This window comes from Thainema salinarum CENA647 (genome assembly GCF_057732415.1).
Window position 1 is genome coordinate 1674423 of sequence record NZ_JBYJZJ010000022.1, and the last position, 24251, is coordinate 1698673.

A 24251-nucleotide genomic window follows, 5' to 3' on the forward strand; every position below is an offset into this window, starting at 1 on the left:
TTACGTTAATCCCAAATCGACGGCGATCCGGTGGGCGCAGGCGAATCCGGAAAACGCTACAGCGTTCAGTCCTTGCCCAGGGAACGTACTGTCGCCCACACAATACAAACCGGGAACCGACGTGCGGTTAAACGGCATTCCCAACAGACCCATCAGCTTGCGGCTGGGAATGGGGCCATAGGTGCCGCTATCGCGACCTAAAAAGCGGCGATGGGTGCGTGGCGTGCCGACTTCTTGATAATCCAGCGCATCGGCTAATCCCGGAAAGATCGCTTCTAACCGATGGATGAGGCATGTCGCTGCCGCCTCTTTTTTAGCTGCATACTCACTGGGAGATAAATTCTGCCAGTCTTCCATCCAGCTGGGCGTAAACGTATGCAGAATGTGATGATCCGGTGGCGCGAGGCTTGAATCAAGCAGCGTCGGGATTGACAGAAAGATCGTCCCTTCTGGATCTTCCATGTGCTGCCAGTCTTCTAGTAGAATGTGGTGGCACTCCGTCCCTTTCGGTAACGCGTCCGCCCGAACGCCCAGGTGCAGACTGAGGAAGCTGGGCGATTTTTGATAGCGCTTCTGCCAGCGCTGTTCGGCAGGTGGAATTTGCTCTGTTGGCATCAACTGCTCAAACGTATCCCAGCGAGTGGCATTAGAGACAACGCGCTTAGCCCGATAGGTTTCACCCGACGCCAGCTTGACGCCAACCGCTCTGTTGCCCTCCATTAGAATTTCGGTGACGCGGGCGCGGTATTGAATTTGGCTGCCTGCTTTTTCCAGTCCCTCCACCAGTTTCTGCGCAATTTGACCGACGCCGCCCTTCGGATAGTTGATGCCGCCATAGTGACGATCGGAGAACACCATACCCGCATTGATCATTGGCGTCAGATCTGCCGGGACAACTGACCAGCAGTAGCATTCCATATCAATGAACTTGAGCAGATCAGGATCGCTGATGTAGCGACGGGCGATGTCACCGACATTTTGCGGCAGATATTTCACCAATCCTAAACAGGCCATCGGATGCTGAAAGAAGACGCGGGTCAAGTAGCGTGGTTCTTCCAGAGACAGCAGTTCCATTGCGTTCAGGCAGTTGAACACTTTCCAGCATTCGTCATAAAACTGATGAATACCCTTCGCCTCGTGGGGAAAGCGATCGCACAATTCTTTCAAAAACGCGCTGTAGTCACGATGGACTTTCAAGTCTAAATTATTCGGCAGATGATAGTGAATCTGCACCGGGTCAGGAATCGTCTCAATGCTGACATTCACCGCTTCTAGAGCACGGGTGAGCAGATTCGTCGTGCCCCGTTTGCCAAAGCCGAAAATCATGGAAGCGCCCACATCGAAGCGATAGCCGTTGCGCTCAAAGTAGCCTGCGCTGCCGCCTGGAATTAGGTAGCGTTCCAAAACCAGCACCTTGGCACCTTTGGCCGCAAGCTGGGTAGCGGTGACTAAGCCGCCAATGCCTGAACCAATCACAATTACATCAAAGGTTTGCGCCGAGGAATTTGCGGTTGATTGAGACTGCTGAGATGCAACTGCCATGAACGCTCCAAATCAGAATGTAAATGAATCCTGACTTCTAGTGTCTATCAAAAAATGAGTTGCTGTAAACTTTCTCAGAATTTTATAGCGTCAGTCATTGAGTAGTTCTACCAGTTCAGCAAGGTTTAGGCTACCAGTACTGCTCAAGAACTGAGATTGCACTCGCACTGATTAGCTTTGATAAGTTCAAGTTCGGGCTTTGATTGATGGCTCAAATCAATCAGTCTTGCAACTTCAGTTAACAAAGTGTTACATTATTGTTACACAAGTTAATAAACGAGGTTTTTATGACTTACGCATCCGACACCACCGTTAATACCGCTGTTGATTTTGCATCGATCGCTCGTGAACTGAATGCTAATCGCGGTCAGAACCTGAACATTCGTCGCGAGTTGGTTCCGGCTGAAGCTCAGTCCCGGATGCAGCGAGAAGGTATCAACTTCCGTCGCCCCACTTCAAATGGCGTAACGGTTGACCAAGAAGGTTTGACCAACAACTATGCGGTGGAGCCAGAGATGTACGCTGCGGTCTTCCCTTCGCCTGAGCAAGCACGTCAATACGCGCTGCAAGCTGCCGCTGCTGCTCTGTTGGTTGTGGGTCTAATTGCAACCTCTGCGGCTATCAGCTAGTGGCGTGGCTGGCTCGCTCCGCGTGGGAACTTGAGAGTGCTTTGTAATATCAAGTCCGTGTATCTTACATCTTGCACCAAAACCCAGAAGGGTTGTTTTGCCGCCGCATCGCGGCGGCAAAACAACCTCTTCGGGTTCTCAAAGTGCAAAGTGGAAGATATGAGTGTATCAGAACCCAATTTGTTTTTGTGAAAGGCTTGCTTAGCCAGCTTTTCACAAAAAATAAATCATCAGGTTTTAACCGGATTGCGTATAAGAGTACCGATTGAGACGATCTAGAGAACATCTAAGTATTGGGCATTCTGCGGGGGCGGGATGCCTTTTTTATTTGAGCGGGTTTGAAGCCTGTAATCTCTTGCAATGCACGACTTGGAGGGCTAATCATCAGCCAAATAAAGTGGCCAAACTAAATTAGCAAACTAGTAGTCGTTGATAGAGCGGAGGGGAAGTCAGTACACTAAAGTAATATGGTTTAGATTTTTTTAATGTAGTTTTGTTGATTTTGACGTGGCTTTCATGATGACGATAGAAACTGCGATCGCACCTCATGCGGCGTCGGGTGCGCCAGTGGTGACTCCTGAAAAGACAAGTCAAACTGTCAAGAAGCCCTATCCAAACTACAAGGTGATCGTGCTGAATGATGACTTCAACACGTTTCAGCATGTGGCGGAATGCCTGGTGAAATATATCCCCAATATGACCAGCGACCGAGCTTGGGATTTGACGCATCAAGTCCACAATGAAGGACAGGCAACGGTTTGGGTGGGGCCACTGGAGCAGGCTGAGCTGTATCATCAGCAGCTTAGTCGGGCGGGTTTGACGATGGCTCCACTCGAAAAGGCGTAGGGGGGATTTATGACAGGACGGCTCGTTTGGAATCATTCAACTCATCTGCCTGGACTGATTCCCGTTTTGGAGCGACTGGTCGATGAAGATGGGATTCGGACAATCACGCCTGCGGTGCTGAGTCGGACGCGATCGAATGCGCCTCAGTTACGCATTCGGGTGTCGGTGCCGATTCCGGGTGGATTTAAGCTGATTGCTCGCAAGGGTAAAACGACGCAGGAAGTATTTGTAATTACTGAACTGGATAAGGCGGCTTTGGAAGAGGCCATTGTGCGATCGCAACGTTAATCCGCTTCACTAGCTCCTCATCCCCTAGCCCCTTCTCCCAGAGCGGGCTACTGTGTACACACAAGTCTCTAGACTCCGTTTCAACGTTGAGATCCCCCTAAATCCCCCTTAAAAAGGCAGGGCTGATTTATTGATGAGAGAAAAAAGATAATGAGATAGGTAACCATTTTTGCACAACAACTAAACCATGAGCCTCATCAGCCATCTCAAGCAAATTCCAGACTTTCGAACTCAACCGCGATATCCCCTGTGGGTCGTGCTGCTTTTGATCATCATGGCAACGATGAGTGGGTGCTTGGGTTACCGAGCGATTGAAGATTTCGTCGAACGGCATCAAACGGTGTTGCTGGACTGTTTAGAGCTGCCTCACACCCGACTGCCCGCCTACTCAACGATCCGCAAGGTGATCGTGCGAACCAACTTTGAACACCTGAGTCAAGCCTTCAATGACTGGGCAACAACGGCATTTGCGCCCCAAACCGGAGAACAACTGGCCACCGATGGCAAGAGTATCAAGGCAACCGTCACAGACTATGACCAAAGTTATCAAGACTTCGTCAGTGTCGTCTCTGCCTTCAGTGTGCAACAAGGGGTCGTGGTTGGACTCCAATCGATGCGAAACCAACAGCAAAGTGAGATTGTCACCGTGCAGACCTTGTTAGATGTCTTGCAATTCAAAGGAGTTTGCTTCAGTTTTGATGCGTTGCACACTCAAAAAAACGGTTGAGCAGATTATTGCCAGTGGCAATGACTACCTGATGGCCGTCAAGCCGAACCAACCTAAGCTGTTTGAGCATCTGCGAACCCAGTTTGAGCAATCGTTACCCACCAGTTCAGATTGCCAAGTTGAACGAACGCGTGAGCGCCAAACAAGTCGTACCGTCAGTGTTTTGGAATCAGTCGCAGGGATAGACCCCGGTTGGGTTGGAGTCGAGCGCATGGTTCGAGTCGAACGAGTCGGAACTCGTGACAACCAGCCTTACACTCAGACCATGTTCTACATCAGTTCACTCCCGTTGGATGCCGTAGGCTTTGCTCAGCACATTCGCTCTCATTGGCACATTGAGAATCGATTGCATTGGCCAAAGGATGTCGTGCTTCATGAAGATCACGCCCCTTTGTGTGATGGTCATGCACCGACCAATTTTGCGATTGTGCGAACGATTGCGGTCAATCTGTTTCGCCAAGCCGGATTTGCCTCCATCACCAAGGGACTGCGGCATTTAGCCCACGATATCCCCCGTCTATTTTCCTTTTTTCAATAAATCAGCCCTGCCTTAAAAAGGGGGAACTTTGAGTCGAATGGCACTGACATAAGAGAGCAAAAAAGGCTTCAAGCGCCTGATTTGTCAGAATCAAACCGTTGAAGCCCATAACCTTGCCTCTATGATGCCGAATCGTGCGGACGTTCTCAAGGCCAACTATCAGAGCAGCATCGGTCTACCCTTTGCTGAGATGCTGCCGGAAGCAGAGATTGAAACTGTGCTGAGCGAGCAGGGAATCCGATATCGACAAGTCCTCTACACTCCCATGGTCGTCCTGTGGAGTTGGCTCTCCCAAGTGCTGGATGCCGACAGCAGTCTCAGCCATGCAGTCAAGCGAGTGGTGACCTGGATGAGCGTGTCGGGATTGGAGGTGCCCTCAGCCGATACCGGGGGCTATAGTAAAGCACGAAAACGCCTTCCCGAGTCGATATTTCCGCCCCTGTTCGAGCGGGTGGTGAGGGCGTTGCAGCGCCAAGTCTCCCCAGAGCAACGCTGGTGTGGCCGTCCGGTTAAAGCCTTTGATGCGACGACGGTCTTGATGAGTGACACGCAGGCCAACCAAGCCGAGTATCCTCAACACAGCAATCAGAAAGAGGGCTGCGGCTTTCCGATTCTCAAACTCCAAGTGTGGTTTTGTGTCACCACGGGAGCGGTTATGGCCGTGGCGATGGCTCCGTTGCGGGTGAGTGAATGGCGTCTAGCCCGCCAACTCTATCAGAAACTGCGCCCCGAGGATGTGGTGGTGGCCGATTCAGCCTATGGCACCTATGTAGATTTGGCCTGGGTCGCCCGGATGGGAGCCGATGCTGTCTTTCGCAAGCATCATCAGCGCCGCTGCGATTTCAGACGGGGCAAAAAACTGGGCATTGGCGATCACATCGTCCGCTGGCAGCGCCCGAAGCAATGCCCTCAAGCCCTCAAGCCGCAGGAGTTCGAGGCTCTGGCGGCATCCATTGAGGTGCGGGAAGTGTATCTCTTCATTCAGGTTCCTGGGTTTCGCCCGACCAACTTTGTGGTGGTAACGACGCTACTCGATCCCAACCGCTATCCCAAAGCTAAACTTGCCGAACTCTATCAGCTCCGCTGGCAGGCCGCCGAAGTTAATCTCCGGCATCTCAAAACCACCTTAGCCATGGAGATGATTGCTGCCAAAACACCCACCATGGTGAGCAAAAGTATTTGGGTGCATCTGTTGGCCTACAATCTGCTTCGCACCCTGATGTGGGAGGCGACAGCCGACGGCGAGGTCGGGGTGTTGCGAGTCTCTCTACAAGGTGCTCGGCAACAGTTCAATCACTTCCGGCCTGAGTTGCTGCATCTAGCTCCATCCGAACGACGGCGAGGCTACCAGGCCTTGTTAAACGTGGTGCGAGAGTTGGTGATTCCGTTTCGACCCAACCGTTCAGAACCCCGAGTTGTAAAGCGCCGTCCCAAACCGTTCCCAAGAATGCAGGAACCTCGCTCCGTCTTGAAAGCCAGGTTGCTAGCTTGATACAGCTTATGTCAGTGCCATTCAACTTTGAGTCAATTCCCCCCTTTTTAAGGGAGGCAAGGGGGCTCATTACGGGGTTGAAAGACAGTGATCAAGATGTGTGTACACGGTAGCCCAGAGCGGGAGAGGGAGTGGTGGGCAATCAGTTCAAGTATCGAGTCAGAATGCTGATGTGATCATCGGGATGGCGCTGGGCGAGGATGCGGGCGACATCTCCGGCACTGGGGCAGGGGATGGGCTGACTCCATTCGTTGGCTTCGGCAAAGCCGCGTCGATGCAGGTTTTTGATGGTGATGATGATGTCGGGGCGGGAGCCGAGCAGGATCAGCCGCAGGGGATGGCGATTGTCGCGCAGGTTTTGGCCGAAAGTGGGCGCACCGGACTGTGGTGCTGCATCGGAGGCAGCACCTTGAATCTCTTCGGGTCCATTCCCCGCCGCTCTGCGGCGTAAGATCTAAGAATGAGTGAGTACATCCACAAGAGTCATAACGTAACAGTTTTGCTATACCACTTAGTGTTTCCAGCAAAGTATCGACGGGTTGTGTTTGATGAGCAAGTAGATGCGGTTCTGCGAGAGGTCTGCCTCGAAATCGAGAAACGCTACGAGGTGAAGTTTGTCGAAATTGGAGTGGACAAAGACCATGTCCATTTTCTAGTGCAGTCCGTGCCGACCTATAGTGTGACCAAACTGGTGACGATGCTGAAAAGTTTAACTGCACGAGAAGTCTTCAAACGATGCCCTCAAGTGAAGCAGAAACTTTGGGGAGGCGAGTTTTGGAGTGATGGATATTTTGCGAGTACAGTAGGCCGCCACGGGGATGAAGGAATGATCGCCAAATATGTTCAAGCCCAAGGCAAAGATTACCTCAAATTGCATCGGGATAATCAACTTGCTCTTTTTTGATTCTGATACCCCGTCCGCTTGCGGCGGGGTATTTCATTGAGATATGACATTATGTTCTCCTGTGGGTTTGACTTTCTGAGGAAAGCCAAAAATCCAGCCACCCCGCATTCGTGCAGCGCAATGCAAGGTGGCTTTAGAGAAGGTTATAATCCCTCAAGCCTCCGCGTTGCCGTTAACAACGTAGGGGGTTAGCGGCTCAGATGTTGTTGCAGCAACTCTGGGTCGCGTTTGGCTAGATTTTTGGTGGCTGCTGCACGAGTTGTGCTCAACTACAGCAACTTAACGTTTCACAGTACGGTATCTGGCCTGTGGAGTCAATAAGCGTTCGTTGACAGAAATAAAGTGAAGGGGATTATTGGGTTTCATTCTTCAACCCAACCTACAAGATTTGCGATCACGCTAAAAGTTTGCAGCATGTCCTACGGCAGGATAGGCACACTCCACTCGTTCCAAGAATCACCATTGGAGACTATACTTCTCTCAAGACCCGAAAGATTTCGCTCTATTTTCTCCTTGAGTTCATGAGAATAAACACTGCTGTCCCATGATCTCTGAAGCCCGCTTCCCGAGCCGCCAAGTTTAACCTGCTGATAGTAAGTAGCAAGGCTACGACAATTTTCATTTTCCCATGCTAGTTTTTCAAATAGGGAGAAAATCAATGCACCTAATGGCCTAAAGTGAGATAACTGGTTTCCGACCTTATTTGTGTGGCCCATATATGAAGTAGTAGCCATTAGTACTCGACCAGATTGATTGTTTTGGGATTCTAAGAATACACGTATACCTTCAACAGTACGTTGATTTGGCACTAAGAGAGGTTGCTTGTCGGCATTCCAAGTCCCAAGATCTGCTATACAAACTAAGTCGATCATTTTTCTTGGGTGATTGACCAACCTATAATCTTCTTCTATCAGTTTATTTTCAATATTTTCAATAGGCTTAGACTGTTCACTCTTCCAGGAGTGAGAGTGGGCTAACAGCCCGTATATTATTGGAGCGTTTATTTCTCGGTAGGGGGAACCTTTCCGTGGTGAAAATAGTGATTTTATTGCAACACAATTTTCTAAGGCTTCAGTGATATGAGCTGCTTTTAGAGTGACTTTGCACTCAAAAGCAGCAGCCACGCCTGCTGCAAGATAAACTTTCTTATTAAGTAGCTTTTTAGGATAAGAAGAATTTATTACAAGTACATCAACTTGAGGACTGGTTTCACCAGATTGGTTGATGATTCTACCTTTTGTTACGACTTGATAAGTAGATGGTAGCCAATCTCTCAGCAATTCCGCCCAGTTTTCTTCTCCTTGATCTCCAGCAGTTCCCGGATCTTCTGTAGCTCTTTTTTGAATACGTTCGTATTCTGAAGACATTTCTTGGCTGATCTGTGACATGAAGTCAAAAAGATCGTGCTTCTTGTCATTTTTATTACTACACAAGCTTTTTGCCTCCTTAAACTACGTATGGTTGGATTTCTTAATAATGCGATCGCAACTTAATGCAGAATACGTTCCTTGTTGCAAACTCCGATATCGCTTAGCCCCAACGGTCACTCCATTTTACTCACCCCAAACAAAATGCGATCGCACTTCCGGCATCGAGTAAGACAGTCAAGATAGCCATCCTACAGCGTTAGCAAAGTGCGATCGCATGAGTATAGAAACCAAGTTTCTGGGTTAGATAAAACCTTGAACGTTGAACTAGGCAGGCACGGCAACTTGTTCGCGCAGTTGCTGAATGATGTCGCTCAGGTCATCTTCGTCCAAGCGATAGCTGAGCGGATGAGCAATTAAGCGAGCCGTACTTTGATAAAGCACCTCTAGCTCCAGCAGATTATTTTCGCGCAGAGTGCGCCCGCTGGAAACGAGGTCAACAATGGCCTCCGACATGCCCGTAATTGGCCCAAGCTCCACCGAACCTGACAGCGGCACAATTTCCACAGGCAGATCAATACTTTCAAAATACTCACGGGCGCAATTGACAAACTTGGACGCCACCCGACAGTGCATCGGCAGCTCCAGCGCCGAGCGATAGGGACTTGTTGCCTTCACCGCCACCGATAGGCGACAGTGGCCAAACCCCAAATCGACGAGATGCGCCACAGCGGGCTGCTTTTCCCGCAGGACATCATAACCCGCAATACCAAGCTGAGCCTGACCATATTCCACATAGACAGGCACATCGTGAGTTCGCACTAACAAGCCTTTTGCCCGTCCGCTGGTGTCAGTAATTTGCAGTTGGCGATTTGACGAATCCAGAAAACCGCTAAAATCCAGACCAACGGACTTCAGCAGATTAATACTGTCTTTGAGTAAAGCACCTTTCGGCAGGGCAACGGTCAACATAGATTAGCTGGATAGACTCCTAGTTAAAGATAAACCGTCTCTGACATTCATGGATCAGTTTCTCAATGGGACGGCAAAAATGAGCTAGCCGAGCCACTAAGGGTGAGGTGGGGCAGCAGCACCACAAACGACACCTCGTTTTCACCACTTTCGACAAAGATCTTGCCCTGTAGCCGATCCACCAACCGCTGCACCAGCGCTAATCCCAGGCCCGTCCCCCCTGATGCCACTGGTCGAGAAAAGGCAGCCGATAGAACTTTTTGAAAACATTACCCAGTTCTGCTTCTGGAATTTCGGTGCCTGAGTTGGTAATCCGCAGTTCAAACAAATTGGCTTGATAGAATGCAACGACTTTAATCTGCTCGTGGGGTGGCGTATATTTACAAGCGTTATTCAGCAGTTCACTCAGAATCCGCGTCAGGCTTTTGGCCTCCGTGATCAGCGGCGGCATCGCTGGAGCACAATCCAACGTTAGCTGCTGCTGGCGCTGATGGGCGCGAATTTGAAAGGGTTCAACCACCTGTCGCAGCGTCGCTTCAAACGACACTGCTTCTAGTTTGAGCTGCACCACTTCCGTTTCCAACCGCTGCAAGTCCAGCAGATCGTTGATTAGGTTAATCTCCCGCTGGCATTCGGTCTGCAAGATGTTGAAGTAGTGCTCCAGTTTAGAGCTTTTGTCGCTGGGCAGTGCCGAATTCGCGGCGAGTTCCGGGGCCAGAATGTGCTTGAGGCTCAGTCCCAGCATTTCAATAGCAACTTTGATGTTGGCTAGCGGACTGCGGAGTTCGTGAGAAACCGTATTTAAAAAGTCATCTTTGAGCTGGCTAATGCGCTCCATCTCTGCCATTTGCTGCTCTAGCTGTTGTGCTCGCTCTAGCGCGATCTGAGTAGCCTGGGCTTCTCGTTGCGATCGCAGATCGCGGCAGGTGATCACCACCCCCACGGTATCCCCCTGATTGTTGCGTACGGGGGAGGCATGAAGATCGATGGGGATTTCGGACGGAAACTGTGCCGGATGAGCTAGCACCAATAGAACTTGATCCGTGAGGTGCAGGCTAGTTTGAGTTTGGAAGAGTTGTAGAATTTGCGGCCACAGCGAAGTGCGATCGCGCTCATGCAGCAAATCAAAAATCTGCTGACAGGGCTGGCCAACAGCCGCCATTGTGGTTGTGGTGAGGGTTTGGGCCGCCGGATTGAGCAGGGTAATGATTCCGGCCTGGTCAACGGCGATGATCGCATCGCCCACGCTGTCGAGCAGCGTTTTGAGCCACTGTTCGCGTTCGACCAGTTGATTCTCAATTCGACTGCGGTAGAGCGCAACTTCAATACTGGTGTGCAGTTCTTTTTCCCGAAAGGGTTTTGTGAGATAGCCAAAGGCCGAAGTCGCCTTAACCCGCTTCAGGGTTTTGTTGTCGGTGTGGGCCGTGAGATAGACGATGGGAACGTTGTAATGCTGGCGGATCTGCTGAGCGACCTGGGTGCCATCTAGCTCACCCTGTAGACGAATATCCATCAAAATCAGGTCAGGTCGCTGCTCCAGAGCAATTGCGATCGCATCTTCTCCACAATCTGCGATCGCAACGACTTGATAGCCAAAATCTTCAAGTACATCTTGTAAGTCATACGCGACAACGCTTTCGTCTTCGACAACTAAAATACGCATGTCGCTAGATGTAAGAGATAAATCGAGATCCATACAGTCAACAGGGTTGAGTGGCGCAATGACACATCAGTCACGCCTCAGCACTAACAAATTCGAACACTAAGCAGCATTTTCCTCCTTGCATCTCATGCGAGAAAGAAATGAAATAGTAGGAGAAATGGCTGTTCCCCTTAGAGAAGATCAATAAAATATCAATGAGCTCAGATATCTTTTGCAGTCAGAAAGCTGCCTGATTTTTCTGCAGTAAAGGAAATAAAGGCGAAATAAGCTAGCGCAAAGCTGTGAATTATAAGACGGTTTTTTGATCACTAAAATCCATCTTATTGGTTCAAACAAGATATTTGCAAGCCATATCAATTTTACAAAACAGCACTATCGATGAGCTGAGTGCTGTAGTTTGCTCTATGTATAGCCGTTGCCGTTTTGGTTAAGATACTTGAAATTCAACCTTTTAACCAAACGTTCTAACGTTAAAACGTTCTAACGTTAAAACGTCTTTAGACTTTTCCAGCCTCTTAATCCATCTGGTTACTACTATCAAATCGTTTCAGATAGTACTCATATTTTTTCTACAGATACTTGTAAACCCTTTAGGTGTCGAATTTTAGCTTGCTGAGGTTTATTGAATCGATAAAATACTTTACACATCATCTGTAAATTGAACGATATAGGTTGTGCCAAGCGCTCGATCAATCTTGATTTCGCCGCGTAGCTGACGAACTAGTCCTCTAACCAGTTTTAGCCCTAGCGAATGAGTTGTCTCAAAATCAACGTTTTCTGGTAGACCAATGCCATTATCTGAAATGATCAGCCAATACTGATCGCTTATATCTTTATCACAATGAAACTGGATTGAAACCACAGATGTCGATGATGCTTCATGTGGTGGAAAGGCATACTTCATTGCATTAGAAACGAGTTCACTAATAATTAAACCGCAAGGTATGGCTGAATTGATTTTTAATAAGGAATGATCAATTTGTAGTTCAACTTTTTGCTGGCCAGAACGAGAGTCGGTGCCAAATCCGTACGAATCCTGTAAGTTGCTGACTAAACGACGGATATAGCTAGATATTGAAATTCGAGATAAATCACTTGATTCATATAGGTGCTCATGCACAAGCGCCATTGAGAGTACTCGATTATGACAATCGTTGAGCGCTTCTGCAATGTGGACATCGGTTGCCCGTCGAGCCTGTTGCCGCAACAGACTGTCAACGACCTGTAAGTTGTTCTTGACGCGATGATGTACTTCCTTAATCAGCACTTCGGTTTCGGCCTGGCTATGTTTAAGCTGCTGATGCAAGATAGTATTTTTTAAGTCTATGGCGGCTTCAATCTCATAGGATTTCCAATGAGCAGATTGCCCTTTTACAGATTCTTGCCAGAGCTGAAATGAAAAGTTGGGATGCAGAGTATAGCCGATTGCCGCTTCGACTAATGGACAATTTGGATCGCCGCCCCAGTGAACTTGAGCTGTAATTTCAGGCCGAAACCAAATTAAGAAATCAGCCCGAAATCGGGAGAGCGATATGACAAAAATGCCGCTAGCTAATGCCCGCTCTTTTTCCATATCAGGGCGGCAGCTTGCGAGATGATGCGTGTAAAAAATGCCGTTTTCAATTTGAGGATCAAGCCATTTAATTAAGCGTTGAACGGTTGTGGCGGAAGGTGTTGAACCAAAGTAATGCTGCTTGCCGTTAATCTGCAGGTAGGCTCCATAAGCGCCCATCAGTTCAAGTAGATCAGTTTCCTGCTGTTTTAAGCTGTCGAGCAGCACCTCGGCTCGCGTGACGGTGTCAACCAACCGCGATCGCAACTGGTTAACCTGTTGGTGATGCACCTCATCTTCTGCCTCTGCTTTAATCGATAGTTCGAGTGCAATCACCTGGCTGAGCAGATCACAGGCGGCTTGCACATCGTGAGGAATTTGCTTTGGTCTGCGGTGGTGACAGGCAATCAGCCCCCAAAGCTGGTCTTCTTTGACCAAAGCCAGGGTGAAAGAGCTTTCTACGCTCATATTGCGCAAATACTGTAGGTGACAATCGGCTACCGAACGCAACCGCGACTGGCTTAAATCAATAGATTGAGGCGAATCGCTGTCAGGTTCTAGCGCAGGGACTAGCGGAAAAGGTACATCATTAATATCGATGATCATGCGCAGAGAAATGAGCGAAAACATCCGTCGCGCCATCGGTGGAACATCGATAGCAGGAAACCGCATTCCTTTGTACGAACTGCTCCAGTCAGCGGCCCTAGCTTCTCCGACGACGATGCCGCTCCAATCGTCATCGAACCGATAAATCTTGACGCGATCGCAACCCGTCAACGCTCGAATTTCTTGGGCCGCTAGTTGATAGAGCACATCGAGATTATGAGCGCTCCGCAAACGTGCGATCGCAAACTGCACGAGCCGATATAGCTCCATTGAATCCGTTATCGTGCTGATCTGTATGGGTTCTAACTCCAGCACCAGATGTGACGCATCAGCCGCATGCAAATAGCCATAAACGGCAATTGGTTCATCGGCTGATTGCAGCGTGAGTGACACAGGCGAAGGCGATGCCGTCAACGGAAAGCGAGATAATGCCTTAATCAATTCGCTTTGGCTATGGGCATCAAAGAGCTTGGACACAGGCTGATCAATCAATTCATCTAGAGGCCGATGGATGACATCCGGTAAATTGGCGCTGACCTGAAGGATGACCAGGGTTTCGATATTCAGGACAACTAGATAGCCGTAGGACTGAATTGAATTGATGAACTGAATTGGTTCTGTGCAACACTCGGGCGTAGCCAATCCCGAGTCATTGGCCTCAAATGCAGAATTAGATGCAGAATTGGACATGATGTCAGGCATGGCAAGTTGTTGAGGTGGGTGTGCCAACGACTCCAGGGAGAACGCAGGTAAATTGAGTTCTGATATGAAATTCGCCTAAAAAACGGTTTTATTTTTTGTAAAAGTGAGGCTACGTCTAGCTTTCATGAAAAATAGTTCGGGTTCTTTCTCGTCAGATTCAGTATGATACACGGACTTGATATGATAACCATTTTTGGGTTTGGCCAAATGATGCTGCACGTTTAGAACCTGAAGTATTGCAGTCGTCACATTGGTTAAGACAGTGGGAAACTCTGAAAACGGGCAAAGGTTTAAACATTGGATTTCGTAAATGTCTCAACTCAAATGGCAACGGTGATCACGATTCACTTACCGCAACAAATCATGACTGATAAGTAGCTGAGCATCGTTAACTATAAAATTTCAGACCCTGCGCCGCCCGCTGCACGGGCGGCGCAGGGTCTGAAATCTGGTTTTTAGTTATGCCCAGGTACTTAACCAAATACAGCGCTAGATTGAAGGGATAAACAAGAGGATCGAACCATGACACTGACCCAGGTTTGGGGTGCATTCATTGTCATATTGATTTGCCCGCTTGTGGGTAGTATGCCCATCACCTATGGGCTAATCCGTGTTCTGGCTAAGAAGAATCTCGCCCAAGTTGGTACCGGTAACATCGGTGTCTCAGCAGCGTTTTACCACGGGGGGCGCTGGGTTGGACTACTGGCTGTCATCGTCGAGGCATTAAAGGGTATTGGTGTAGTGCTAGTCGCCCGCTACTTTTTTGCTGACGATCCAACTTGGGAGCTAATCGCTATGATGGCGCTGGTGATTGGCCGTTACTGGTCGGGGCAAGGAGCAGGCACAACTAACGTCACCTGGGGCTATGTGGTACATGATTGGCGCATTTCGGGTATGACGCTGTTTCTCAGCGGTATCAGCTTTACCCTGCTGCGTCAGCGTAAGTTAGGCAAATACATTGTGCTGATTCTGTTGCCGCTGTTAACGCTGTTGCTATATCCCAATAATGAAGAACGCATTATAGCCGCAGCGGCATTAAGTCTGTTGATGGCTTGGATTTATCAGCGCATTCCAGATGATTTAGATTTATCTGAGCAAGAAGCTTCAACCCATTCAAAAGGTATGTTTCAGTTTTTACGTGGCGATCGCTCGGCTCGATCGCTCCAGCAATCCCTCCAAGCGGACAAAGTGGGCAGCAAAGCGGCAACATTGGCGCAGCTTTATCAGTGGGGCTATCCGGTGCCGATGGGCTGGGTGCTCCAGGCGGGAGACGACCCAGCCGCTGTGGCCGAAGCGGCTCAGCCATCGGGCAGTCAGCCTGTTGTTGTTCGCTCGTCCGCTGTTGGTGAGGACAGTGAAACGGCATCGGCGGCGGGGCAGTATCAGTCGATGCTGAATATTGCCAGCCCAGAAGCGCTGCAAGATGCGATCGCACGCTGCCTGAATTCCTACAATGCACCATCGGCAATTGCCTATCGGCAGGAACACGATATTCCCGACGCGCAAATGGCGGTGCTGGTGCAGCGGCAGATTGATGGAGCATTTTCCGGTGTAGCCTTTAGCCGCGATCCGATTACCTGTCAGGGCGATGCGGTGGTGATTGAAGCGCTGCCAGGGGGAGCGTCACGCGTCGTTTCGGGTCGGGAAACCCCAGAGCTATATCGGGTGTGGATCACTCAGGATGACTTTGATCAGGCTAGTGCGATCTCAGCGGCTGCTGACTCGCCCGACTGGTTTCTGCCAGAAGAGAGCCGCTTTGACCTGGAGGGCGAAGGAGACGTACCGCCGCGCCTGATTCAGCAAGTCGCTTTTCTGGTGCGCCATCTGGAAGCCTGCTATCACGGGGTTCCCCAGGATCTGGAGTGGACGTTTGATGGGCAGAAACTGTGGGTGCTGCAAAGTCGCCCGGTGACAACGCTGCTGCCGATCTGGACGCGCAAAATTGCCGCCGAGGTGATTCCCGGTACGATTCATCCGCTCACCTGGTCCATTAATCGTCCACTCACCTGCGGTGTTTGGGGCGATTTGTTTACCCTGGTTTTGGCAGATCGGGTACAGGATCTCGATTTTGAGCAAACGGCCACGTTGCACCACAGCTACGCTTATTTCAATGCGTCGCTGCTGGGCCAAATTTTTCGCCGCATGGGACTACCTGCCGAAAGTTTAGAGTTCCTCACCCGAGGCGCTAAATTTAGCCGTCCACCACTGCTTTCGACGCTGAAGAATTCAGCCGGACTGTGGCGACTGCTGCGCCGGGAAATGCGGTTGCCCGAAGATTTTGAGCGGGACAATCAGCAGCAATTTCAGCCGAAACTGGCAAAACTCAGCCAGGATGAGTTAGACACCTTATCGCCAGTTGAACTTTTGACCCGGATGGAAACGCTGCTGGATTTGCTGCGCAGCTCAACCTACTACAGCATTCTGGCTCCCCTCAGCCTAGCGGTGCGGCAAGGTGTTTTCAACGTGCCCGATGCGGTACTCAATCGCCAGCAGTCGCCAGAGGTGGAGTCAATTCGAGCCTTACGTGCGATCGCAGATGAAAACCGTTCGTTAGTCTTGCGGATTGCGCCGGACTGCGAGCATAGCTCCTCGGTGTTTGCGGCTCTGGCGGAGTCTCCTGACGGTCAGGCGGTGCTGAATCAGATCGATCGCTTTCTGGCTGACTACGGCTACCTCAGCGAAGTGGCTACCGATATTGCCGTGCCCCGCTGGCAGGAAAATCAGCATGCCGTGCGCGAGATGTTCACTCAGTTCGTTCTCGATCCGCAAGATGAGGTGACTCACGTACAGCCAGAAAAAACGACCCGGCAAATACGCAATGTACAGCAGCGACTGGATCTAAAGGGGCAGGTAACGCAAACATATAGCCGCATCCTGGCTGCGCTGCGCTATACCCTGGTGGCACTGGGCCGTCATTGGCGCGAGATTAAAACGCTGGATCAAACCCGCGACATTTTCTTTTTAGAACTCGATGAGGTGCGCCAGCTAGTTGCGGATCCTTCTGAAGCATTGGTGCAACAAATTCAGCAGCGGATTGCCGTGCGGAAAACTCACTTTGCCGCCGATCAAGAAATGACCACTGTTCCCAATCTGGTCTACGGCAATGAGCCGCCCCTGTTTGTGGCTTCCCGTCCGGTCACGGGCAATACCCTGCGCGGGATTGGAGCTAGTCCCGGTCAAGTGGAAGGGCAAGTGCTGGTGCTGAAGTCGTTTCAGGCGATGCCAACGATGAATCCGGAAACGATTTTGGTGGTGCCCCATACGGATGCGGGCTGGGCACCGCTGCTCGCGCGGGCGGCTGGATTTATTGCTGAGGTGGGCGGACGCCTATCGCACGGCGCAATTGTGGCCCGTGAATATCGCATTCCAGCGGTAATGAATGTGCAGGATGCAATGAATCACCTCAAGTCTGGACAGTGGGTACGGTTAGACGGCTCACAAGGCACGGTGGAGATTTTGGATAACCCGTCCGCGGGCAAAGAGTAGTCGTATTTCCCTATGTTCACGTACAGATTGAGATCCTAGGAGCGTCGGAACAAGGGAGCTTTGTTTGTATCCGTAGTCAGATTGATTAGGCCGTTGGAAAATCCTGAAAACGCTCAAACGTTCAGACGTTCAAACATTAGATTTCGTAAATGTCTCGCCCAAAGTGGCGACGGTCATACAAAATTGCGTAGGTTAGATCGTCGTGGAAAATGTAAATAAGAAAAAGGTGCTAAGCAAGCTGCAGCACCGATAATCGGGTGCGATCGCAAACTTGGTTAACACCTTCTTTCCCTAGTGATAACGCTTTATTGACAAGTCACTTACCAAGCCTGACGAGAGGCCAGCTTTTCTACATCAGCTTGCGCTTGGTGTAGAAGAGCTTGACGGCTATCGGCAGAATGGTGGAGTCCTGGAACTAGATTGCGTGCTTGTAGCGCCATATGAAGTTGAAGATGGGCAACATAGTCACGAAAATCTTCACGAGATGCAGTTGATAGATCAGCGATCGGATCGGTAATGGAATGGTTAGAAGACAAAGGCATAACAGAACTCTAGTCTCTATCGAATGACGTTTGAACTGTTTGGCAACGATACTGAACTTAACATGCTTAATGGGTTCTGGCAGATAGAACTTTAAAAGTTGAAATGAAGTTTAATCGTTTTTGCAACCTAAGCGGGATGGATTTTTAGAATTGCGATCGCAATTTTCCAAACTTACCCATAGATAAAATTGCTTAAAAGACCTATCAGGTTGGCATCCGAGGCAATTGGGCATCAGCTCAAGTTGACCAAGTGCGATCGCGCCTGTCGCAGCTTGATTCCTCATTCAGTTCATTCATCGTTACAAAATCGCCAGGTCACGCTTAACACGGTTTGCCCATGGGTTTGCCCATGACGACCAGCTTGGCAGATGCAGATGGCTACAGCAGCTTGAGAATGCGCTTGGCCACCTCTGGTTCGATGGGCATGACCGAAAGCCGATTACCGCGTTTCACCACCTGGAGTTCCTCGGGATCAAACTTTTCTTTCAATTGGTCAAGCGTAATCGCATTGGCAAAACGTTCGACAAATTCCATCCGTACGGTTTGCCAGCGCGGGTTGTCAGGTGTGGACTTGGGGTCGTAGTACTTACTGCTAGCGTCGAACTGAGTTGGATCGTCGATATTGGCTTCAACAACCTGCATCAGGCCAACGATGCCGGGTGGTTTGGTATTGGAATGGTAGAAAAAGGCCTGATCACCAACTGTCGCTGTCCGGAGAAAATTACGGGCCTGATAGTTGCGCACACCGTCCCAGAGGGTCGTGCGATCGCGTTCTAGGTCGTCAATGCTGTAGGCATCGGGTTCCGATTTCATTAACCAGTACTGCATAGCGCGTCGCTCCTTTCGCTGTCGAGTGATGACTAGCCTCGCATCATACCAGCAGAGATTCGAGTTTGTTGATTGTCTACACGACGGGCCGAGTTCATAAGACATCGCTAAAGCCGATGTCTGCTGCAATATAGCGGACATCGGCTTGGTTCATTCCGAGCAAGAAGTGCTTGGACTGTAGCCTTTCCTAGGCTACTGAGGTACAAGTTATTTTTTGAAAGCCACGCTTCGCACGGCTTTCAAAAATTCATCTCCCTTTACTAGCGCAAGAAGCGCTACATTCTGACTTAGTAAAACTCTTGACTGTGCGAGGCGGAATGGGCGCGACGCCGGGTTAGCAGACGGATGCCGCGCGTAACGGCGTACCAGATGACGAAGACGACCAAGCCTAACGCCAAAATGGGAGCTGCGATCGCAAGCCAGGTCATGATCATGGCGCTCAGATTTTCCGCCGTGGATAGAGCGGGATTGGCGAGGCCTCCCGTCGTTGCAGTTGAAGCGAGACGCGTGACGACCGTTGCCCCTTCCGTTGCGGCTGCGGTGCCACCCCCGACGATCGCTGCGGCTGTCCACAGAATCAGCGGACTGAGTTCGGGAAAGCTGTCTGTCACGGCACCGGACAGCATGCCTGCCGTTAGAACTGTACCTGCGATCGCGGCTAAAGGCACTTCTACCATATCGAGCAGATTGTCGATCCAGGGGATGTAGTAGGCGATGACTTCAACTGCAGTGGCTCCGGCAAAGGCCATCAAGGCGGTTTGAGTCGCCATCCAGGCTAGTTCGTTCGGTGGCGTATAGTGCCCCGTAACGGCAGCCGCGCTCATTAGCAGCGGTGGAATAAAAATGCGAAACCCAGTCGCTGCACTAAGGCCAATCCCAATACACAGCGCGATTAAAATATCCATTTTGGTCAAGGTTGAGTGTGGGATGAGGGCAACGACCCGTTGGGTGACAACAGCAGAATCGTGCTCTAATCGTGCTTAAGTTCCAGTGTAGCAATCCTTAAAATCCGATACCTTGGTTGAGATGTAGCTAAAGATTTGACACAGCAAATTTACCAGTGAATTTGCACTGTAAATTTGGGGTTTAATCAAGTCTAAATTCAGGCTTAAAGTTCGCGATTCCAGACATTGCTCTGGACTATGATCAATTTCTACCGACGGCGTTTGAGTTCGGGTTCAGAACGGTTTTGGAAATGGATGCTGAGATTCGCACTTGTATTAAACAGACACCCAAGGGCTGGATATTGACTGTGATTGAGTCTGCACCGGCTTACACAGATCGGGTTTCGCCCTATCGCTATCGCATCGATCACTTTTTGACCTCCTATCAAGATGCGATCGCACTGCAAAGTTCTTATACGGCGAATCAGGCTGGCGCAGCTGTTTAGATGATGCAGGTTAAAACTAAATTAGATAGATCAAACGGGTTCGGTCAAAACCTGCTCAAATGCCTGATCGATCACCTGGCGCTGTTCAGCATCGTATCCCCAGCGATCCAGAAATTGAGCATAGTCGCCCTGTCCGCCTTGGGCGCTAGTCTGTAAGGCTCGGGCTCGCGCTGCAAGGTCGGCGATGTCCAACTGCTGCATTAGATGTTGAGTACGTCGCTTCACTCGTTCAGAACCTGCTGCCAGTTCCTGCTTCTCGTTTCGTCGATGGGCGACTGCCATAGCCGAGGACATCGCTAAATTTTTTACCAACAGTTCGGCCACAATCTGTGGTGACTGTTCTAGTGCGGTCAGAATGGCCGGAGTGGGCTGATCGGCCAGCGGGCTGTCTCCAGTGAGATAGGTAACGAAAAAGCCTCGTGCGCCGTTTTCGCTAGCCACTAAAGTTGCGATCGCGGTTTGCAGTTCGGCTTCTGAATAAGCATGTTGATCGGCTTGGTCTAACAGCTCCTGGCTGATACTAATCGCCTGTTGAAACGTCATTTCTTCAGGCACAATGGGCGGGGATTGAGCCATAACTGTCTTCCAACCTGTGCTCAGAACGAGGGCTGATTGCGTCACTATCGGTTAGTGTAACAAAGCCACCCGGATCCAACGTGTCTTGCGACGGCAATTTCGGTCTTCTCTGCCGAATTCTGCTCTATATCTGGCTTCTGGCAGATGATTTAAGACAGATGCTAGTGCTAATTCTAGAAATATCTCTGGTGTGATGGTGCTAGAGCCTCGGTCAAAAATAAACAATTTGACGCAGTTCTAGACGGAAGGTTGGCGCGTCGATTATCGTCTAATACGGTAATACGGATATCTAGTCGGTTCCAAAAAGGTGATGGTTGGCTGTATGGGCAGAGCCCACACCATTGGCAATCAGTTGGCAGTTAGTTGGCAGTCACAACTGGCTGTCTAACTAGCTATTTAACTGGCCATCATTATTTAAAAACACGACTAGATTCTGACAATATCCTTTAAGGAGATTCTATGACCCGCGCCATTATGGAAACGGAAAAGGGCACCATCAATCTGGAACTGTTTGACCAGGACGCGCCAAATACCGTTCAAAATTTTGTCAAGCTCTCTGAATCGGGATTTTATGATGGCTTAAATTTCCATCGTGTTATCCCAAATTTTATGATTCAGGGCGGCTGTCCCCAAGGTTCGGGCAGAGGTGGTCCTGGCTACACCATTAAGTGCGAAATCAATCAAAACAAGCACTTGGCCGGAACGCTATCGATGGCCCATGCCGGTCGGGATACAGGTGGCAGTCAGTTTTTCATTTGCCATAGTCCTCAGCCGCACTTAGACGGTGTGCACACCGTGTTTGGTCAAACCGAGGATATGGATGTCGTGAATGCCATTCGTCAGGGTGACAAGATCCTATCGGTTAAAATCGAGCCGTAAATCAACCATCAATTGAGCCATTAGTTGAGCCAAAACGTTAACTCATGCTGCTTTTCATCATTGCTGCAATTGCGATCGCGCTTGGGGCCATCATCTTTGCCCTGCAAAATCCCGATCCGGTCATCGTGAATTTCCTAGCCCTCCAGTTTGAGAATTCTCTCGCCCTGGTGCTGCTGGTCACGCTGGCGATTGGAGTATTAGTCGGTTTGCTAGTTTGCATCCCCGCCATTATCCGGCGCAATTTGCAGGTATCCCATCAGAAGCGACACCTGGAGCAGGCCAAGGAAGAAGTCCGCAATCGAGAGCGAGATTTATCCAAGCAGGGACAGATGGTGGATGAGCTACAGCAGCAGGTCAAAACTCGGCTGGATGTCTTTGGTTTGATTGAGCCCGTCACAGGCTTGATGAGTCAAAGTACAGTACCGCAAGTGACGCAGTATTTGCTGCAGCGGATGAGGCAAGAACCGGACAATTCTCGCTACCAGTCACTCAGTATTCTGGTCATTCGCGTTAACCAAGTGCAGGCAGAAGATGGCCATAGCACATTGCCTGTTACTGATCCGGTGCTACATGCGATCGCACAGGCCATCGAGTCCAAGTCCTACCCTGAAAGCTGGCTGCACTGCGATGGTCGGCAGCAATTCACCTGCATTACACCCGGATTAGAGGCTGAGGTGGCCGCTGACTATGGGGAAATGCTGCGGGCAACCTTGAATGAGTTATCGATCACGCTCAACAATGGTGCTAGGGTTCAAGTCAATGCCAGTGTAGGCGGTTCCTTGGCCGATACCACGCATCCGGTTGAAAGTTCGGCTCAACTGCTAGATTCGGCGAGAGAAGCCTTAGACAAAGCGGGTGAGCGCGGCAAGGATCGATTTGCCTGGTTCCGACCAGGGCTGGATCGGCTGATGTGGAACTGATTGGGACAAGACCTAATTTTTCATAACTTTTTCTCACAGCCATTTCAGATAACTGTTTTTATCGTGATGATTGATGGCTTAGCCGGATTTTAGGCGTGTTTAGTCATTCTAAAGTTTGGCAACTCCACAACAAGTGCTGAGTTACCTGAAGGAACGATGGATCAGCAGCCTAGCCCCCTTGGCTGATTTGAATCATTCGTTCTAGGAAACAGCCGCTCAGCCCGTTTTAGCTAATCGCTACTCGGTTTAAGGGGCGGCTTTGCCGCCCTATCGGCGTGTCCTGCCGAGTGGCGACGCTTGATGTGAATGTAGCCAGTGCAGTCTCACTAACCCTATTGAACTCGCAGAAAGAGCGAAGGCATCCGCATTGCGGATGCCTTCGCTCTTTCTGCGAAATGTCTTTGAAATGAAACTTGATGACTAGCGTTTGTGCTCACGCATGGTTTGAACAAACTTCTCAAACAGATAGTCTGCATCATGCGGGCCAGGGCTAGCTTCTGGGTGATACTGGACTGAGAAAATCGGCAGGGTTTTATGCTGAATGCCTGCAACCGTGCGATCGTTCAAGTTTAAGTGGGTCACTTCTACCTCGGCATCAGCAATCGAATCTGCGTCAATGGCAAAGCCGTGGTTTTGGCTAGTAATTTCGACCCTCTGAGAAAGTCCGCAGGGCTGATTGAGGCCGCGATGGCCAAACTTTAGCTTGAACGTCTTGGCACCCAGCGATAGCCCTAGAATTTGGTGCCCCATACAGATGCCGAACATGGGTTTCTGACTTTCCAGCAGCGCTTTCACCGTCTCCACCCCTTCTGTTACTGCTGCCGGATCGCCAGGGCCATTCGAGAGAAAAATGCCGTCGGGCTGGTAGCTGAGAATTTTTTTGGGTGGCGTATTCACGGGTACCACGATGACGCGGCAACCATAGCTGGCAAGGCGACGGAGAATATTGCGCTTTACGCCGAAGTCAATGGCGACGACGGTTAGTGGTTTAGCGTCTGGACTGGAGGGGACAGGGCCAAATTCCCAGATTGTATCCGTCGGATCAGACCACTCGTAAACGTTCGTTGTCGTCACGTCGTTGACCAGATTCAACCCTTCCATGTTGGGTGTATCTTGCAACTGGCGCAGCAACTCATCTGGATCAAGAATCTGGGTGGAAACGGCACCATTCATCGAGCCAGATGAACGCAGCTTGCGCGTTAGGGCACGGGTATCGATGCCGTAGATGCCGGGAATATTGTGCGTTTTCAAATAATCTGGCAAGGACTGGGTGGATCGCCAGTTGCTAGGCCGATGGCAGACATTACGTGCGATCGCAGCTACAGCTTGGGGAGCCTGAGACTCTTCATCTTCGGGATTAACGCCTGTATTACCGAGTTCTGGATAGGTAAATGTCAGCAGTTGTCCTCGATAGCTTGGATCGGTGAGTACTTCCTGATAGCCAGTCATGCCGGTGTTGAAGACCACCTCGCCCATAACGGTGCCCGATGCACCAAACGACCAGCCTCGATAAACGCTACCATCACTTAAGACCAACAACGCCGGGTCAGCATTATGAAGGGGCATAGACAAATGACCTCAGGGAATTTTTAGATACGCTTAATTACGCTCGATTAGCGGTACTATCCTACGACTTGTGGGCAGGATATGGGTAGGATTTTTGCTCAACAATTTCATCAGCTTGTGACAAAAGTTTGTGAGTCAGCCGTTTCTCCGAAAAGAGGCAAATCAACGTTGTGGCTATAGTTTGTATCCAGAATGTATGGCCATAGCTTAGCCAGCTTAGCATTCCGTTCAGCACC

General features: G+C 50.1%; 21 protein-coding genes and 1 pseudogene. 11 read left to right on the top strand and 11 right to left on the bottom strand.

Annotated features, from left to right (window positions below):
* Window positions 1-1542, bottom strand: a complete 1542-nt coding sequence (gene crtH, locus AC286M_RS14170) for a carotenoid isomerase (protein ID WP_488205008.1) — start codon at window positions 1540-1542, stop codon at window positions 1-3.
* A gap of 287 nt (window positions 1543-1829) precedes the next feature.
* Here crtH and psb34 point away from each other — a divergent pair, with 287 nt between their 5' ends.
* The 7 genes and pseudogenes from psb34 to tnpA all read left to right on the top strand — a co-directional run bounded on the left by psb34 (window position 1830) and on the right by tnpA (window position 6966).
* On the top strand, window positions 1830-2171 hold the full coding sequence (gene psb34, locus AC286M_RS14175) for a photosystem II assembly protein Psb34 (protein WP_488205009.1): 342 nt from the start codon (window positions 1830-1832) through the stop codon (window positions 2169-2171).
* Between the two features lie 516 nt (window positions 2172-2687).
* Window positions 2688-3017: an ATP-dependent Clp protease adapter ClpS gene (gene clpS / locus AC286M_RS14180; RefSeq protein WP_488205010.1), complete on the top strand. Its 330-nt coding sequence runs from the start codon at window positions 2688-2690 to the stop codon at window positions 3015-3017.
* A gap of 9 nt (window positions 3018-3026) precedes the next feature.
* Window positions 3027-3305, top strand: coding sequence for a DUF2103 domain-containing protein (locus AC286M_RS14185; RefSeq protein WP_488205011.1), 279 nt, complete (start codon window positions 3027-3029; stop codon window positions 3303-3305).
* Window positions 3306-3492: 187 nt separating this feature from the next.
* A pseudogene (locus tag AC286M_RS14190) lies at window positions 3493-4570 on the top strand (ISAs1 family transposase).
* A 121-nt stretch (window positions 4571-4691) separates the two neighbouring features.
* Window positions 4692-6062 (top strand): IS4 family transposase, encoded by a 1371-nt coding sequence (locus tag AC286M_RS14195; protein ID WP_488202900.1) that lies wholly within the window; start codon window positions 4692-4694, stop codon window positions 6060-6062.
* A 100-nt stretch (window positions 6063-6162) separates the two neighbouring features.
* Entirely contained in the window at window positions 6163-6513 is a 351-nt protein-coding gene (locus AC286M_RS14200) for a hypothetical protein (RefSeq protein ID WP_488205012.1), read from the top strand.
* Between the two features lie 9 nt (window positions 6514-6522).
* Window positions 6523-6966 carry an IS200/IS605 family transposase gene (gene tnpA / locus AC286M_RS14205; protein WP_488202591.1) on the top strand — a complete coding sequence of 148 codons (444 nt, stop codon included), beginning with the start codon at window positions 6523-6525 and terminating at the stop codon, window positions 6964-6966.
* Between the two features lie 419 nt (window positions 6967-7385).
* Here the strand turns inward: tnpA and AC286M_RS14210 are convergent, their stop codons facing one another.
* The 5 genes from AC286M_RS14210 to AC286M_RS14230 form a co-directional block, all read right to left on the bottom strand.
* Complete coding sequence (locus AC286M_RS14210; protein ID WP_488205013.1) at window positions 7386-8354, bottom strand: DUF6602 domain-containing protein; 969 nt, start codon at window positions 8352-8354, stop codon at window positions 7386-7388.
* 306 nt (window positions 8355-8660) lie between these two features.
* The gene (gene hisG, locus AC286M_RS14215) at window positions 8661-9305 is read right to left on the bottom strand and encodes an ATP phosphoribosyltransferase (RefSeq protein WP_488205014.1); all 645 of its coding nucleotides are present in this window, start codon (window positions 9303-9305) and stop codon (window positions 8661-8663) included.
* Between the two features lie 62 nt (window positions 9306-9367).
* The gene (locus tag AC286M_RS14220; protein WP_488205015.1) at window positions 9368-9535 is read right to left on the bottom strand and encodes an ATP-binding protein; all 168 of its coding nucleotides are present in this window, start codon (window positions 9533-9535) and stop codon (window positions 9368-9370) included.
* Window positions 9505-11001, bottom strand: a complete 1497-nt coding sequence (locus AC286M_RS14225) for a response regulator (RefSeq protein WP_488205016.1) — start codon at window positions 10999-11001, stop codon at window positions 9505-9507. The genes AC286M_RS14220 and AC286M_RS14225 overlap by 31 nt, the downstream gene beginning before the upstream one ends.
* Before the next feature lie 607 nt (window positions 11002-11608).
* Window positions 11609-13816, bottom strand: a complete 2208-nt coding sequence (locus tag AC286M_RS14230; protein ID WP_488205017.1) for a histidine kinase dimerization/phosphoacceptor domain -containing protein — start codon at window positions 13814-13816, stop codon at window positions 11609-11611.
* 534 nt (window positions 13817-14350) lie between these two features.
* On the opposite strand from AC286M_RS14230, the gene AC286M_RS14235 reads away from it, so the two are divergent.
* The gene (locus AC286M_RS14235; protein ID WP_488205018.1) at window positions 14351-17314 is read left to right on the top strand and encodes a glycerol-3-phosphate acyltransferase; all 2964 of its coding nucleotides are present in this window, start codon (window positions 14351-14353) and stop codon (window positions 17312-17314) included.
* Between the two features lie 320 nt (window positions 17315-17634).
* Here AC286M_RS14235 and AC286M_RS14240 read toward each other — a convergent pair whose 3' ends face one another.
* From AC286M_RS14240 to AC286M_RS14250, 3 genes are all read right to left on the bottom strand, one after another.
* A complete protein-coding gene (locus tag AC286M_RS14240; protein WP_488205019.1) occupies window positions 17635-17856 on the bottom strand; it encodes a hypothetical protein in 222 nt (73 codons plus the stop codon).
* 378 nt (window positions 17857-18234) lie between these two features.
* Window positions 18235-18684, bottom strand: coding sequence for an EVE domain-containing protein (locus AC286M_RS14245; protein WP_488205020.1), 450 nt, complete (start codon window positions 18682-18684; stop codon window positions 18235-18237).
* A 287-nt stretch (window positions 18685-18971) separates the two neighbouring features.
* The gene (locus AC286M_RS14250) at window positions 18972-19589 is read right to left on the bottom strand and encodes a DUF4126 domain-containing protein (protein ID WP_488205021.1); all 618 of its coding nucleotides are present in this window, start codon (window positions 19587-19589) and stop codon (window positions 18972-18974) included.
* A 290-nt stretch (window positions 19590-19879) separates the two neighbouring features.
* Here AC286M_RS14250 and AC286M_RS14255 point away from each other — a divergent pair, with 290 nt between their 5' ends.
* Complete coding sequence (locus AC286M_RS14255) at window positions 19880-20074, top strand: hypothetical protein (protein ID WP_488205022.1); 195 nt, start codon at window positions 19880-19882, stop codon at window positions 20072-20074.
* Window positions 20075-20104: 30 nt separating this feature from the next.
* Here the strand turns inward: AC286M_RS14255 and AC286M_RS14260 are convergent, their stop codons facing one another.
* Window positions 20105-20650 (bottom strand): sll1618 family protein, encoded by a 546-nt coding sequence (locus AC286M_RS14260; RefSeq protein ID WP_488205023.1) that lies wholly within the window; start codon window positions 20648-20650, stop codon window positions 20105-20107.
* A 459-nt stretch (window positions 20651-21109) separates the two neighbouring features.
* Here AC286M_RS14260 and AC286M_RS14265 point away from each other — a divergent pair, with 459 nt between their 5' ends.
* Entirely contained in the window at window positions 21110-21529 is a 420-nt protein-coding gene (locus AC286M_RS14265) for a peptidylprolyl isomerase (RefSeq protein WP_488205024.1), read from the top strand.
* 44 nt (window positions 21530-21573) lie between these two features.
* On the top strand, window positions 21574-22449 hold the full coding sequence (locus tag AC286M_RS14270) for a GGDEF domain-containing protein (protein ID WP_488205025.1): 876 nt from the start codon (window positions 21574-21576) through the stop codon (window positions 22447-22449).
* A gap of 420 nt (window positions 22450-22869) precedes the next feature.
* On the opposite strand, the gene carA is transcribed toward AC286M_RS14270, so the two are convergent.
* Window positions 22870-24015 carry a glutamine-hydrolyzing carbamoyl-phosphate synthase small subunit gene (carA, locus tag AC286M_RS14275; protein WP_488205026.1) on the bottom strand — a complete coding sequence of 382 codons (1146 nt, stop codon included), beginning with the start codon at window positions 24013-24015 and terminating at the stop codon, window positions 22870-22872.
* Between the last annotated feature and the right edge of the window lie 236 nt (window positions 24016-24251).

Bases quoted from the DNA above. Each gene is read 5' to 3' on its own strand.
- crtH (WP_488205008.1), bottom strand. From the start codon at position 1,542: ATGGCAGTTGCATCTCAGCAGTCTCAATCAACCGCAAATTCCTCGGCG.
- psb34 (WP_488205009.1), top strand. From the start codon at position 1,830: ATGACTTACGCATCCGACACCACCGTTAATACCGCTGTTGATTTTGCA.
- clpS (WP_488205010.1), top strand. From the start codon at position 2,688: ATGATGACGATAGAAACTGCGATCGCACCTCATGCGGCGTCGGGTGCG.
- AC286M_RS14185 (WP_488205011.1), top strand. From the start codon at position 3,027: ATGACAGGACGGCTCGTTTGGAATCATTCAACTCATCTGCCTGGACTG.
- AC286M_RS14195 (WP_488202900.1), top strand. From the start codon at position 4,692: ATGATGCCGAATCGTGCGGACGTTCTCAAGGCCAACTATCAGAGCAGC.
- tnpA (WP_488202591.1), top strand. From the start codon at position 6,523: ATGAGTGAGTACATCCACAAGAGTCATAACGTAACAGTTTTGCTATAC.
- AC286M_RS14210 (WP_488205013.1), bottom strand. From the start codon at position 8,354: ATGTCACAGATCAGCCAAGAAATGTCTTCAGAATACGAACGTATTCAA.
- hisG (WP_488205014.1), bottom strand. From the start codon at position 9,305: ATGTTGACCGTTGCCCTGCCGAAAGGTGCTTTACTCAAAGACAGTATT.
- AC286M_RS14225 (WP_488205016.1), bottom strand. From the start codon at position 11,001: ATGGATCTCGATTTATCTCTTACATCTAGCGACATGCGTATTTTAGTT.
- AC286M_RS14230 (WP_488205017.1), bottom strand. From the start codon at position 13,816: ATGTCCAATTCTGCATCTAATTCTGCATTTGAGGCCAATGACTCGGGA.
- AC286M_RS14235 (WP_488205018.1), top strand. From the start codon at position 14,351: ATGACACTGACCCAGGTTTGGGGTGCATTCATTGTCATATTGATTTGC.
- AC286M_RS14240 (WP_488205019.1), bottom strand. From the start codon at position 17,856: ATGCCTTTGTCTTCTAACCATTCCATTACCGATCCGATCGCTGATCTA.
- AC286M_RS14245 (WP_488205020.1), bottom strand. From the start codon at position 18,684: ATGCAGTACTGGTTAATGAAATCGGAACCCGATGCCTACAGCATTGAC.
- AC286M_RS14250 (WP_488205021.1), bottom strand. From the start codon at position 19,589: ATGGATATTTTAATCGCGCTGTGTATTGGGATTGGCCTTAGTGCAGCG.
- AC286M_RS14255 (WP_488205022.1), top strand. From the start codon at position 19,880: ATGGATGCTGAGATTCGCACTTGTATTAAACAGACACCCAAGGGCTGG.
- AC286M_RS14260 (WP_488205023.1), bottom strand. From the start codon at position 20,650: ATGGCTCAATCCCCGCCCATTGTGCCTGAAGAAATGACGTTTCAACAG.
- AC286M_RS14265 (WP_488205024.1), top strand. From the start codon at position 21,110: ATGACCCGCGCCATTATGGAAACGGAAAAGGGCACCATCAATCTGGAA.
- AC286M_RS14270 (WP_488205025.1), top strand. From the start codon at position 21,574: ATGCTGCTTTTCATCATTGCTGCAATTGCGATCGCGCTTGGGGCCATC.
- carA (WP_488205026.1), bottom strand. From the start codon at position 24,015: ATGCCCCTTCATAATGCTGACCCGGCGTTGTTGGTCTTAAGTGATGGT.